This is a genomic window from Brasilonema bromeliae SPC951, assembly GCF_012912135.1.
Classification (GTDB): Bacteria; Cyanobacteriota; Cyanobacteriia; order Cyanobacteriales; family Nostocaceae; genus Brasilonema; species Brasilonema bromeliae.
On record NZ_QMEB01000057.1, the window covers coordinates 9,363 to 21,692 of the forward strand.

Below are 12,330 nucleotides of genomic sequence, written 5' to 3' on the forward strand. Positions count from 1 at the left end.
GGTTTAAAGCATCTTTGATGAGAATGACGCTAGAAAAAGGACCAACAAAACTAATGAGTTCTCGCCGACAACGATCTAAAAACTCCGGATCGCTAATTGCAGGATAGTTTCCAAGGGCTTGGTATGAACTGCTAGGATTTGCAAGTTTTGCTAAGTTAGGTTCAACAACAAGTTGGAGGCGATTTCTAAACTCTTGTGCCTTTTTTGCATCAAAAATTTCCCTAGCTAGCGCTTCGGTGAATTCCTTTTGGGCTATCTGTGGGCTTTGTTCCAAAGTATTTTTCATCAAAACACTGGCGATTGGACCAACAAAACTAGTTAATTCTCGCCCGACAAATTCTAAAAATTCTGGGTTGAGAGAGACTGGTGTTTGTGTATGCGATTGAGTATTTGTTTCGCTGTTTTGCTTTTCTTGCCCATGTGTAGTGTTAGTTTGAATTTGCGGTGTTTTCGGTAACGGACTCGAAACCCCACCCAGTGACAATGATGAGTTATTATCATTAAGTTCAATGAAAACTTCTTTTGCTGACTGGTATCGCTCTGTGGGTACTTCTGCTAACATTTTTTCTAGTATGCGAGCAAAAGAGTCACTGATATTGACATAAGAGCGCCATTGCCAGTTTAGAGAACCATCCATCAACACATGTGGCATTTTCGCAGTCAAAAGAATAACCGCAGAAACAGCAAGTGAGTAAATATCACTTGAGGGGTAGCAATGTCCTACACGCAGCTGTTCTGGTGCAGAGTAGCCAATTTTGCCCACTACTGAACTGTGAACTGAGTATTGGTAATTCGGAGATTGGGCTGATAATATCTCGGTCAATTTCTCCTTAACCACGCCAAAATCAATCAGCATGGGTTTAGATTCGTTATGGCGAAGCATAACATTTTCCAGTGAAATATCCCGGTGAATAATCTTGCGATCGTGGATATATTCCAAAACTGGTAGCATATCTAGTAGCCATGCTCTGACTTCAGTTTCGGAAAATGGTCTACCTTTATTAGAAAGACGTTCCGATAAAATTTCTGAGTAATTTTTGCCATCAATATATTCTAGGACAATAAACAGCCGTTCGTTCTCCGTCAACCAAGCCAGAAATTTAGGAATTTGAGGATGCTGAATTTGGTATAAAACTTTAGCTTCCCGCTCAAATAACTCTCTTGATTTACGAATAATTTCTGGTTTCGTGGTTGCAGGTAAAAACTCTTTGAGAACACAAGCTTCTCCAAAGCGCTGAGTATCCAATGCTAAGTAAGTTCGTCCAAACCCTCCTTGTCCAAGAATTTTCTTAATCAGATAACGGTTATTGATTAAAGTTCCTGGGTTTATTTCTGTAGTCATTTTAAGTTCTTATTTAATTATGAGTAGCATTTTGGATTTCATAGGGTTAGAATTTCAAGATTATGCATTTTGGGAAAAGAGGAAAAAAAGTGACATACGCCCTTGCGGGACTGCGTGAGGCTTCTCGTGGTTTAACGACTTGAGTGTCGGACATGAGCGCTCCGGTGTGTTCCGTTCCGTAGCTACGGCGAATGAGACGCGTATCTCCTGCACCAGACGCTTACGCTTTAGCCCAACAGCGGAACGCACCACTCCAATTATGGGGATGTATGCAACGGTAATACTTGACATTAGGAGTCGTTAATGCATTCATTGCTGGTAGATGATGTACAATCCCAGCAATACCTGTTCCTCCCGCAACAGGCGGACGTCAAAAGAGCTATGGGCAATAGGGCGCTTACAGGCGATCGCCACTTTGGAAAGATCCTTGTCAGTCATCGTAGCGGAGCCCAAGCAGGAAGCTCATTTATAAAGTTTTATAAGAAGAAAAAGATGGCAAAAGCTCATACCAAGTATGTAAAACACCCGTAGTCTTTGCTTTCGTCAGAAAACTGAGAATGCTTTTCAAAGCTTAACAATGTCATCGTAACTTTACAAACATAGTATAAAGAATTGGTTGGATAACAAAAATACAGTCAACAATAACTATAGCCAAAGCTATAGTTTCGCTAACCTATGCAGCCGATTCGCACTTTTAATGTTTCCCCTTCACTACCGCAGCGACTTGAGCCACTGCGGAAGCTGGCATATAACCTGCACTGGGATTGGAACGTTGAGACGAAAGACTTATTCCGACGCTTAGACCCTGATTTATGGGAGTCTAGCCGTCACAACCCGGTTTTAATGCTCGGTACTATTAGCCAAGCGCGTCTGTTGGAAGTCGTGGAAGATGAAGGCTTCCTGGCACAGATGGATCGAGCCGCGCGCCAGTTAGAGGATTATTTGCAAGAGCGTACCTGGTATGAAAAACAAAGAATTGGTCATGCCTCAGACGAGAAAGGACAAGAATATTACGCCTATTTCTCGGCGGAGTTTGGGCTGGTAGATTGTTTGCCAGTCTATTCTGGAGGCTTGGGAGTTCTTGCTGGGGATCACCTCAAATCTGCTAGCGATTTAGGGCTACCTTTGGTTGGTGTGGGCTTACTCTACCAGCAAGGCTATTTTGCTCAATATCTGAATGCTGATGGTTGGCAGCAAGAACGTTACCCAATCAACGACTTTTATAATATGCCTTTGCACCTGGAACGCAATCCTGATGGCTCAGAATTGCGGATTGGAGTCGATTATCCAGGGCGTACTGTCTATGCTAGAGTTTGGCGTGTACAGGTGGGATCAGTTCCCCTGTATATGCTCGACACTAACATTGAACCCAATAATTCTTACGACCACAACATCACAGACCAGCTTTACGGTGGCGATATCGATATGCGTATCCACCAAGAAATTATGCTGGGTATCGGTGGTGTGCGAATGCTAAAAGCCCTTGGGTATAACATCACCGCGTATCATATGAATGAAGGTCACGCGGCATTTTCTGCCCTAGAACGTATCCGCATTCTTCTTCAGGAAGAGGGGCTGAATTATCCCGAAGCTAAACAGGTGGTGGCTTCCAGTAATATCTTTACAACTCACACACCAGTACCAGCGGGAATTGACTTGTTCCCCCCAGACAAAATGTTGTACTACCTGGGATATTACGCTGATGTCTTTGGGTTAAATAAAGACCAATTTTTAGCTTTGGGACGCGAAAATACTGGAGATTTGTCTGCGCCTTTTAGTATGGCGGTTCTGGCACTGAAAATGGCGACATTCTCTAACGGTGTGGCACAACTGCATGGTGTGGTGTCACGGCAAATGTTTAAGAATTTGTGGCTAAATGTGCCCACAGAGGAAGTGCCGATTAAAGCAATTACAAACGGCGTTCATGCTCGCAGTTGTGTTGCTAAATCTACACAGGAGTTGTATGATCGCTACCTAGGACCAAGCTGGTCATCAGCACCGCCTGATAACCCTTTGTGGGAACGGATGGACGCGATCCCCGATGAGGAGTTGTGGCGTAATCACGAGCGCTGCCGCTTGGATATGATTATGTATGTCCGGGAGCGTCTGGTGAAGCATTTGCGAGACCGTGGGGCTTCTCCCTCAGAAATTGCCTCTGCACAAGAAGTTCTTGATCCCAAAGTTCTAACTATTGGCTTTGCTCGTCGCTTTGCAACCTACAAACGTGCTACTCTGTGGATGCGCGATGTTGAGCGAATCAAGCGGATTTTGTTGGGCAACAAAGACCGTAAAGTGCAGTTTGTGATCTCTGGTAAAGCACACCCCAAGGATATTCCTGGTAAGGAACTTATCCGTGATATCAATCACTTCATCGACGAACAGGGCTTGGAAAAGCAGATTGTGTTTGTTCCCAACTACGATATTTATATCGCTCGGTTGATGGTCGCTGGTTGCGATATATGGTTAAACACACCACGCCGTCCACGCGAAGCTTCTGGTACGAGTGGGATGAAGGCAGCTATGAATGGTTTGCCGAATTTAAGCGTACTTGATGGTTGGTGGGATGAAGCTGATTATGTTCGTACTGGTTGGGCGATTGGACATGGGGAAATGTATGACGATCCCAGTTACCAAGATGAAATAGAGGCAAATGCTTTTTACGATTTGGTGGAAAAGGAAGTTGTCCCTCTGTTCTACGACCGGGATGTCGATGGTTTGCCTCGCCGCTGGGTTGATAAAATGAAAGACGCAATCCAGTTAAATTGTCCGTTTTTTAATACGGCACGGATGGTGCGAGAATACGCAGAACGGGCTTACTTCCCAGCAAGCGATCGCTACCACACTCTCACTGCTGATAAATACGCCCCAGCTAAAGAGTTAGCTGCTTGGAAAGACAATCTCACTGCACACTGGTACGACATCAAAATCAAAGATGTTGAAGTATCCTCAGGAGCAGATATTGAGGTTGACCAAATTGTTAACGTCACAGCTAAAGTTGACTTGGCAACTTTGACGAACAAGGATGTACAGGTGGAACTGTATCAAGGTGCCATTGATGCTGATGGTCAAATTGTCAACGGTGTGCCTGTGGTCATGAATTACCAAGGAGAAGATAAGGATGGTTTAAGTATTTACACTGCTGAAATAGTGTATAACATATCTGGTTTACAAGGCTTGTCTTTACGAGTGTTGCCAAACCACAAATACCTCTCCAGTCCTTATGAGCCAAGGGTGATTGTTTGGGCAGAGTAAAGAAGTGAAAAGTCATTATTTTTACTTTTGACTTTTTGAGGGGATGACAATGTAACCTGTGGTGCGTTCGCCAAGCACTAGGTTACGTTGCTCCCCCCAATACCACCAGTATGCAGCGACATAAGCACAGATGAGGCTATCGAGTTTGTCTTCGACTTGTTTGAGGGCTGCGCCTGTGGTGGGAATTTCGGGAAGAAATGAACAAGAGAGGCGCAGAGAACACAGAGGGGGATGGAGAGAGGGTAAGATTTCTGTGATGTAATTGTAGAGTTTGATGAGTTCGAGGCGGCGATCGCTCAAACGTCCTTTTTTATATTTAAGAATTCGTTCTAAGCCAAATAAATGAACTATGGCTGGATGGGGAAAGACTTCTATTTGATATCTGCCTGGTTTTTGTGGTTCTATTGTTGGTGCGTGGGCAAAACCACGGGCTTCTAATTCTAAGCCAAATTTTACTGTCCTTTCTGCAAAAGGTAGGCCCAGATTTGCTGGATAGCATCCAGCGTGATATTTGCCAAAGTGTTTGTGGGTTAATTTGTCGGGTAGGCGACTTCCAGTAGCGTTAGGAATGAGGGTGGGTGCGTCTACACCGATAATGGCGGGTTCCTCTGGTGTAACGCAAATATCAATCCAGGTTAGGATGTCTGCAATAGATTCTTTGCGGTCTATATCTTGTATTTGCAGTTTTCCGTCTATGAATTCTAAGTAGCATAAGCCGCTGGGTTGGGATTTCCAGCCTAAGTCAATTCCGAGAAATTTCATTGTTGAATTAATGAGACAATTTCAATCATATCCTGATGATGAGTTCTAATAAAATTTTCGGCGTTGCTGAATTTGGTAATGAATTTGATAGTGCACGATGTTCAATTTTCGGCAAATTTATGTAGAGACGTTGCATCCGAAAGTTCTACATCAATGGAAATTTTGAAATTCATATCAAGATTTCAGCAACACCCAAAAATCCGTTCCAAATCTAACACAAAACCAGGTAACACATCCTCACCCGATAAACTTTTAGGAGAATTGAGAACTTCCACCGCAACATGAGGACGATAAATTTCCACTCGTTTCTCTTGAGGATGAATCAACCAACCAAGACGCAAACCATTCTCTATATATTCCCGCATTTTAGCTTGAGTATCTTCTATATCGTCACTTTCCGAAACCAACTCCACCGCAAAATCAGGACACAAAGGAAGGAACTTCTTTCTTTGTTGTGGTGTTAATCTTTCCCAACGCTCTATAGTTATCCAAGATGCATCAGGAGAACGAGTTGCACCATTTGGGAGTTTAAAACCTGTCGAAGAATCAAAAGCTTTTCCGAGATTATTTTTACGGTTCCAAATGCCTAAATCAATATAAAATTCAAAATTGCGATTCCCCGTTTCTCCTCCCGTTGGTGACATTATAATTAATTCCCCTTGAGCATCCAATTCTAAACGTAATTCTTGATTAACAGCGACAAGTTGTTCAAATTCTTCATCAGTTAATTTTAGCGATGGAGGTAACTGTAAAATTAACGCGCTCATAATTAAGTACTACCATGACAAGTGAAATGACAAGTTAAATAATGCTGCTTTCATGACTTCTTCTCACTAAAAATGCTTGCTGGCGACGTGTGATGACTTCTTCGTTAAAATCAGCAAACATTTTATCTGACATATCCTCCCAGCAACCAGCAAACTGCATCGTTTGCTCAATTGTAACTTGAGATGCTTCTGTAGAGACGTTGCATGCAACGTCTCTATATTGACGTCTTGATAACAGTTTTGGTCTGATCACCAAGCGTATTGGACTATTGCACCAAAATCGAGCGTATCAAAATGCTCATAACCTCACCTGTGTTGCCAGTTGGCACAAGGGGACTCCAATCACCAATAGAGGCGTATTTGAGTTGGTGCAGAACGCGAATTGTGCTCTTTACGGCTTTAGGAGAACCAACCAGTGTATGTTTGATGGGTTCTCTTTTTGAGGATGCTTGAGAGTTAGTTTGATTGGGGATGGGTGCATTTGCGTTGTCAGCACTGGACAAAAAGCTTTGAGTTATCGATTGTAAAGAATAATTTGCACCATATTTGGGTACCACCGCGTTTGCTTCCCCTTGCACGTATTGTTCCAACTCCAATTGAGTAATTACTTGCTCGTCATACCCGATCGCTTGTACTTGTGTCATGATTTATGTATCTCCATTCAATATGGGGGTTTATAAAGCGATCGCTTGTCCAATTGGCCCTGGAAGCGATCGCTTTTTGCTGTATCTTGCAGCAATATATGTATCATAACTCATAACGCACTATATCGCAATCTTTTTAGTATCTTAAAAGATGACTTTGCTCTCTATGCGAATCTTAAGGCGTACTATAGGATGCGAAAGCGATGATGGAGATAGCGACGTGAGCAAACGATTTACTGTAACTCTTCCAGACTCAGTATTTGAAGATTTAGAGGTATTGGCAGATGCACAAGGCAGACCAACAGCCAACCTCGCAGCTTTTTTAATTGAAATTGGTATCAAGGAGACTAAAGAACGCGGCGAATTCCCAGAAAAACCAGAAAAACCAAAAACCTCCAAAGCAAAGAAGGCTAAGGAGGAGGGATGAACCAAAATACTATTGATCTATAAGAGCTTGTTCTAAGTAGCAAATAACCTAGACAATCGTCGTCATTTATTGACAATCATCCCCATTTTCTTCTATTAGTTCATCAACAAGCTTTCTTAGCCGTTCTTGCCAGTTGGGGACGGCTTTTAGCTTTTCTTTAACACCTTTCCTTACAGCAAAGCACAGTGGTGACTTATCAAAAGGTTCTTCATTAAAAGATTTTGCACCAAGTTTATTATTTTTCTGGAATGGCATACAAATACCTTGTATATGTTATTCTATTCACATATAGCACAAGTATTGAGGGTCGAACAATGCTTTTATCCATCAAGACCAAGTTAAAACTGAACGAAGTCCAAAAAACAGTTATGAGCAAACACGCAGGTATTGCGCGTTTTACGTTCAACTGGGGGCTTGCTACTTGGAATAGTTTTGTTAAAGATGGATTAAAGCCTAACAAGTTTATCCTAAAGAAATTCTTTAATAACCATGTCAAACCTGAATTTGAATGGATTAAAGAGAAAGGTATTTGTCAAAAGATTACTCAATACGCTTTTGATAATTTAGGTGATGCATTCTCTCGGTTTTTCTCCAAGAAAGGTGATTATCCTAAATTCAAGAAAAAAGGTCATCATGACTCTTTCACTATTGATGCTAGCGGCAAGCCCATCCCCGTTGGTGGTAAATCAATAAAACTACCTACTATCGGCTGGGTAAGAACCTATGAAGGTCTGCCTCATACCACTTGCAAATCAATCACAATATCGCGAGTTGCGGACAGTTGGTTTATTGCTTTTGCTTATGAACAAGAACACGAGCCAACTGTTAAGCAGCATGATGTTGTAGGAGTTGATATAGGTGTCAAGGAATTAGCTACACTCTCAACGGGCGTAGTGTTTCCTAATCCGAAGCACTACAAAACCCATTTAGAAAAACTTCGCCGATTATCTAGAAAGTTTTCGATAAAGACGAAAGGTTCTAATAATCGGTACAAAGCTAAAATACAACTGGCTAAGCATCATGCTAAGGTAGCCAATCTCAGAAAGAACACTCTTCACCAAATCACTACTTTCTTATGCAAGAACCACGCAAAAATAGTAGTAGAAGATTTGAACGTTTCTGGGATGCTATCTAACCATAAATTAGCTCAAGTCATAGCTGATTGTGGGTTTCATGAGTTTAAACGCCAGTTGGAATACAAGGCGAAAAAGTTTGGTTGTGAAATAATCATTGCTGACCGTTGGTTTCCATCAAGTAAAACCTGTTCCAATTGTGAGCATATCCAAGATATGCCACTAAAAGAAAGAACTTACAACTGCAAAAGCTGCGGACATTCGATGGACAGGGATTTAAACGCAGCAATCAATCTATCACGTTTGGCTAAAGCGTGAAAGCTTACTGAGGGATAGCCGCTCCCATGCTCCCTTTGAAGTAAGAAGTAAATGTCTAGACTTGTCTAGGATTTATATAGCAGCAGCATGGCTTTGTACAAGTACGCCAGCGTGGTAGTCATATAATTATGCAATTGCAAACAGAAGACTCAACAATAACTGTTCCTGTCCCTGCTCACGATGAGCTACGTACTGGCACTTTGCGCTCTATTATTCGCCAGTCAGGACTTCCTCGCGCCCTTTTTGAAGTGGACTCATGACGGCGATCGCCCCCAGTAGACGCTTTGCACTATCGCACTACTGCATTAACAGCCAAAAGAAGTGCGATACGCTAGCAGCGTCTGCTTTCCCGCAGCGATAGCGAAGCGCTACTGCCTAAGCGCAAAGCGCACGCTACGCGAACGGCAGATCGCTCCCCACCATCACACTCCTTTTCGCTTCACATATCCATACTGTTTATCTAGTTTCCACGAGATAGCCGATCCAAAACATCAATCTTCACCCCCAGATTCACCACTCCGGTGCCATCACGACGTTTAATCTCGGCATTATTTAATGCAACAATATAAGGCTGACCGTTAATCACAGCAATGATTGGTCCACCTGAAGAACCACCTGTTGTGTCGCAGTCGTGAAATAATATATTTTGTTCATCCCGGAGAATGCTGCATCCATGTTGAACACTCGCAGTCCAGCCAGGACCAGCGCTGAGGAAATCATAGCCGCGTTTTTTGGGGTTAGGAAAGTCGCCGGAATACCCAACAAAGATAAATTTTTTCTGGTTCTTGATTAAAGTGGACGAAGGCAGGGATTTCCAACCCAAGTAACCGTATTTTTGACCGATAGGCTTGTTCAGTTGTATTAATGCCCAGTCGTTTGTCTGGTTAGTGACTGCATCATTAGTGAAATCTGTACCGTAAAGAATTTTTTCTGCTAAAGCAGTATCATTATCATCTTGTAGCTCACGGTTGATAACGTTGGGCATAAACGCGACTCTCTTGCTCAATTGATGCGTTTCTGGATTGATAACACAATGAGAATTGGTGAGGACAATATTTTCAGCAATTAGGGTTCCAGTGCAAGTATAAGCATTACCATCGGTACTTTCGCCAACAATACGACCTATTGTTGACCACGGGTATTTACGGCTAATCATGGGGATGCGATCGTCCGGACCAATTATTGCGCGAGTGTCATCAATGGGTTTTTCTGAACGTGCGAGTCCTGATGGTTGAAATGGCTTACCAGTACCTTGTATTTTGAATTGACCTGCATCAGTCGCTTTGATGAATTTTGGCGGCGCTGCTGTTGGCGATTTGGTATCAACTCGGTTAACTTGGGCGTTCACTGATGCCCAACTAGCCATTGTCACTGCTGCCAGAAGACCTGCAAAAATACGCGCACAAGGTTGGTTGTAGAAAGGTTTTGTAGCCATGATAAATACTCCTTAATTGCTTAAAATTGTTGAACTCGTTTCTCAATTTGAACTAGAAAAGAAGGGAAAATGCATATCATCTAGGAGCATCCCAATTTTGCAAGAACATGTTTGTCATTGCGTTAGCGTAGCGTGTCCGAAGGACATACGAAGCGACAGCGTAGTGAAGCAATCGCAAGATGTGGGATTGCTTCGCTCCACCCTCCGGGTTCGCCAGTCGCCTACGGAGGGAAACCCTCCTGCAGCGCTGGTCTCACTACGTTGCGCTCGCAATGACAATTCATCACCTGGATTTGGTATAACTTACACATTTGGGATGCTCCCCATCAGTGCCACTCACCCTGCAAAGTGAAAGCCGCCCAATAATAGGGATTTTGTAAATCTTTTTGTTTCCACATATGTATTTGTGTAGCTCTAAGCGCAGCAGTAGGAGATTTCCGTTGCTGCAACATTTGTTTGTAAAATTCCTGCATCAGTAGTGATGTACTCTTGTCGTTAACGCTCCACAATGAAACTGCTACACGCGCTCCACCTGCATACATTAGCCCCCGTGTCAACCCCATCAACCCTTCGCCCTCGACTTGCTGACCGAGTCCGGTTTCACACGCACTTAGTACAATTAACTCTGCTGGGTAATCGAGGTTGAAGATGTCGTTTAGCCGCAGAAAGGATCTTTGGGATTTACCTTGTTTATCTACCGTAGACAGCACTATTCCAGATAATTCTGGGTTTTGCTCATCAAAGCAACCGTGAGTAGAGAAATGGAGTAGGCGGTATTGGCTCAACTGTGGACTCGTTGCAAATTTGTAATTCGCATCAAAACCAAAAGCCCAGAGGCGTTCCGGTGATGAGACTAGTGCCATAATGTTTTCAGCCTCTTCTTTAGAATGTTGCAGTTTGGAAAACTTTCCACTACAAGCCCGTCTAAGGGCAGACCGTTCTAGGTTGAGTTCCATAGATGAAGAACTATCCTGGGGTTTATTAGTCGTGTCATCCGCACTGAATATTGGATCGGCAAGGATGGCTAAAGTTTTGGGAGCTATTTTCCGCCCTTTGAGTTTCTGCCGATGAGTCGCAAGGCTGGATACTGAAGGCAGATTGATTATTTCATGATTGACAATCAAGGGTTGATAATTGACCTCTGCCCTGCTGCTAGGGGAGGGGAGTGTTTCTTGCTTCCCGTTTCCTTTTACAGAAGAGGGCTGCGGTGTAAGATCAGCCAGCACTGCAAAGGGAATTTTATATAAAATCCCATCAGTAACAACGACTAAGCGTTTTTGTCCCAGCTTATTAGCCACAGGTGCAAGAATAAGTTGACTGAGTTCGTTAGCAGCTTTGGCAGTCTGCGCAAGCGCTTTGGCTTTGTCTTGTGCGCTTGCTCCGTCAATTGACCAACCGTGTAAAAGTGTGTATAAAGTATCTGCTGCTTTTTTTATCTCTTCTTGTTTGGGAAGTTCGTAGCTTTGAAAAGAATCAGGAGTTACTGCCCAAAGATAGCTGTGTTCTTTACCCAAGGAATACTGCAACAACAGCGTATCTTTATCCAGTTGTTGTTGGATTCCTGGCAACTTCAGCAAGTTTTTTGGATTAGTTAATTCTGCACGTTCTGGGTTAATAGCACGGATTTTTTCTTCAATTTCTTTCTGTTGGTTTAAGAAATTTTTAATTTCTTTTTCGGTAGTCGCTATCAGTTGGGCGGGTGGTGATTTTTGATTCAGTAGCCCTGATAACTGTTTTTCTCTAGCATCAAGTAGCAGCCGTAAACGGCTTTCTTCTGCCAAGAGTTTTGGATCAACTCCTTTGCGGATTTCTGCACCAGCTGAGTTTAAAAGTTCTATCAAACCACGGGCGCGGGAACGTTCGCTGATGTGCAGTGCAAGAGCATCATACCCTTTTGATGGGTTCTTTTTATGCAACTGCATTAGCAGGTCGATGTAGAATTTATAATAATATTGCACTGAGGCAAAGTAGGAAGTTCGTAAGTCTTGGTTGACAACTTTCGTGCGTAAATCTTCGATGATTTCAATAGCAGATGAGATTTGTTTGAGGGATTGTTCTAAGTTGCCTCGGTTGCGTTCTAGGGAAGCTAGGTTAAAAAGGGTATTAGCTTCTCCACCCCTGTTGCCCACTGCACGGTTTAGTGGAAGTGCTTGGTTTAGGTATTCAAGTGCTTTTTGTTTTTCTCCTAAATCGGAGTAAACTAGCCCGATATTTTTGAGTGTTGTAGCTTCTCCACGCCTGTCACCCACCGCACGGTTTAGTGGAAGTGCTTGGTTTAGGTATTCAAGTGCTTTTTGTTTTTCTCCTAAA

Annotated in this window: 13 protein-coding genes and 1 pseudogene; 4 read left to right on the forward strand and 10 right to left on the reverse strand. The window is 43.0% G+C overall.

What is annotated here, in order from left to right; translation table 11 throughout:
- The 3 genes from DP116_RS09795 to DP116_RS29935 form a co-directional block, all read right to left on the reverse strand.
- The coding region (locus DP116_RS09795) for a serine/threonine-protein kinase (RefSeq protein ID WP_246275559.1) at nucleotides 1-1,342 on the reverse strand (1,342 nt) is incomplete at its 3' end.
- Nucleotides 1,343-1,562: 220 nt separating this feature from the next.
- Nucleotides 1,563-1,655, reverse strand: coding sequence for a hypothetical protein (locus tag DP116_RS30265; protein WP_211173191.1), 93 nt, complete (start codon nucleotides 1,653-1,655; stop codon nucleotides 1,563-1,565).
- Entirely contained in the window at nucleotides 1,652-1,780 is a 129-nt protein-coding gene (locus DP116_RS29935; protein WP_281357390.1) for a hypothetical protein, read from the reverse strand. The genes DP116_RS30265 and DP116_RS29935 overlap by 4 nt, the downstream gene beginning before the upstream one ends.
- A 237-nt stretch (nucleotides 1,781-2,017) precedes the next feature.
- On the opposite strand from DP116_RS29935, the gene glgP reads away from it, so the two are divergent.
- Nucleotides 2,018-4,594 carry an alpha-glucan family phosphorylase gene (gene glgP, locus DP116_RS09805; protein ID WP_169155010.1) on the forward strand — a complete coding sequence of 859 codons (2,577 nt, stop codon included), beginning with the start codon at nucleotides 2,018-2,020 and terminating at the stop codon, nucleotides 4,592-4,594.
- A gap of 21 nt (nucleotides 4,595-4,615) precedes the next feature.
- Here the strand turns inward: glgP and DP116_RS09810 are convergent, their stop codons facing one another.
- The 4 genes from DP116_RS09810 to DP116_RS30715 all read right to left on the reverse strand — a co-directional run bounded on the left by DP116_RS09810 (nucleotide 4,616) and on the right by DP116_RS30715 (nucleotide 6,767).
- Nucleotides 4,616-5,356 carry a DUF429 domain-containing protein gene (locus DP116_RS09810; RefSeq protein WP_169155011.1) on the reverse strand — a complete coding sequence of 247 codons (741 nt, stop codon included), beginning with the start codon at nucleotides 5,354-5,356 and terminating at the stop codon, nucleotides 4,616-4,618.
- 182 nt (nucleotides 5,357-5,538) lie between these two features.
- Entirely contained in the window at nucleotides 5,539-6,123 is a 585-nt protein-coding gene (locus tag DP116_RS09815) for a Uma2 family endonuclease (protein ID WP_169155012.1), read from the reverse strand.
- Between the two features lie 34 nt (nucleotides 6,124-6,157).
- On the reverse strand, nucleotides 6,158-6,283 hold the full coding sequence (locus DP116_RS29940) for a hypothetical protein (RefSeq protein ID WP_281357391.1): 126 nt from the start codon (nucleotides 6,281-6,283) through the stop codon (nucleotides 6,158-6,160).
- A 106-nt stretch (nucleotides 6,284-6,389) separates the two neighbouring features.
- Nucleotides 6,390-6,767, reverse strand: a complete 378-nt coding sequence (locus DP116_RS30715) for a hypothetical protein (RefSeq protein ID WP_422614216.1) — start codon at nucleotides 6,765-6,767, stop codon at nucleotides 6,390-6,392.
- Between the two features lie 166 nt (nucleotides 6,768-6,933).
- Here DP116_RS30715 and DP116_RS09825 point away from each other — a divergent pair, with 166 nt between their 5' ends.
- Nucleotides 6,934-7,194 carry a ribbon-helix-helix domain-containing protein gene (locus tag DP116_RS09825; RefSeq protein WP_169155013.1) on the forward strand — a complete coding sequence of 87 codons (261 nt, stop codon included), beginning with the start codon at nucleotides 6,934-6,936 and terminating at the stop codon, nucleotides 7,192-7,194.
- Nucleotides 7,195-7,260: 66 nt separating this feature from the next.
- On the opposite strand, the gene DP116_RS09830 is transcribed toward DP116_RS09825, so the two are convergent.
- Nucleotides 7,261-7,449 (reverse strand): hypothetical protein, encoded by a 189-nt coding sequence (locus DP116_RS09830; RefSeq protein WP_169155014.1) that lies wholly within the window; start codon nucleotides 7,447-7,449, stop codon nucleotides 7,261-7,263.
- Between the two features lie 59 nt (nucleotides 7,450-7,508).
- Here DP116_RS09830 and DP116_RS09835 point away from each other — a divergent pair, with 59 nt between their 5' ends.
- Together DP116_RS09835 and DP116_RS09840 are read left to right on the forward strand one after the other, a co-directional pair.
- Entirely contained in the window at nucleotides 7,509-8,585 is a 1,077-nt protein-coding gene (locus DP116_RS09835) for an RNA-guided endonuclease InsQ/TnpB family protein (RefSeq protein ID WP_169155015.1), read from the forward strand.
- Between the two features lie 95 nt (nucleotides 8,586-8,680).
- Nucleotides 8,681-8,845 (forward strand): annotated as a pseudogene (locus tag DP116_RS09840) (type II toxin-antitoxin system HicA family toxin); the annotation flags it as partial.
- 200 nt (nucleotides 8,846-9,045) lie between these two features.
- Here DP116_RS09840 and DP116_RS09845 read toward each other — a convergent pair.
- Complete coding sequence (locus DP116_RS09845) at nucleotides 9,046-10,020, reverse strand: trypsin-like serine peptidase (protein WP_246275560.1); 975 nt, start codon at nucleotides 10,018-10,020, stop codon at nucleotides 9,046-9,048.
- A 326-nt stretch (nucleotides 10,021-10,346) separates the two neighbouring features.
- Nucleotides 10,347-12,330: CHAT domain-containing protein (locus tag DP116_RS29165; RefSeq protein WP_246275561.1), on the reverse strand; the 1,984-nt coding region annotated here is incomplete at its 5' end.

Coding starts and splice junctions, on each gene's coding strand:
- DP116_RS30265 (WP_211173191.1), bottom strand. CDS start 1,655: ATGAATGCATTAACGACTCCTAATGTCAAGTATTACCGTTGCATACAT.
- DP116_RS29935 (WP_281357390.1), bottom strand. CDS start 1,780: ATGACTGACAAGGATCTTTCCAAAGTGGCGATCGCCTGTAAGCGCCCT.
- glgP (WP_169155010.1), top strand. CDS start 2,018: ATGCAGCCGATTCGCACTTTTAATGTTTCCCCTTCACTACCGCAGCGA.
- DP116_RS09810 (WP_169155011.1), bottom strand. CDS start 5,356: ATGAAATTTCTCGGAATTGACTTAGGCTGGAAATCCCAACCCAGCGGC.
- DP116_RS09815 (WP_169155012.1), bottom strand. CDS start 6,123: ATGAGCGCGTTAATTTTACAGTTACCTCCATCGCTAAAATTAACTGAT.
- DP116_RS29940 (WP_281357391.1), bottom strand. CDS start 6,283: ATGCAGTTTGCTGGTTGCTGGGAGGATATGTCAGATAAAATGTTTGCT.
- DP116_RS30715 (WP_422614216.1), bottom strand. CDS start 6,767: ATGACACAAGTACAAGCGATCGGGTATGACGAGCAAGTAATTACTCAA.
- DP116_RS09825 (WP_169155013.1), top strand. CDS start 6,934: ATGCGAATCTTAAGGCGTACTATAGGATGCGAAAGCGATGATGGAGAT.
- DP116_RS09830 (WP_169155014.1), bottom strand. CDS start 7,449: ATGCCATTCCAGAAAAATAATAAACTTGGTGCAAAATCTTTTAATGAA.
- DP116_RS09835 (WP_169155015.1), top strand. CDS start 7,509: ATGCTTTTATCCATCAAGACCAAGTTAAAACTGAACGAAGTCCAAAAA.
- DP116_RS09845 (WP_246275560.1), bottom strand. CDS start 10,020: ATGGCTACAAAACCTTTCTACAACCAACCTTGTGCGCGTATTTTTGCA.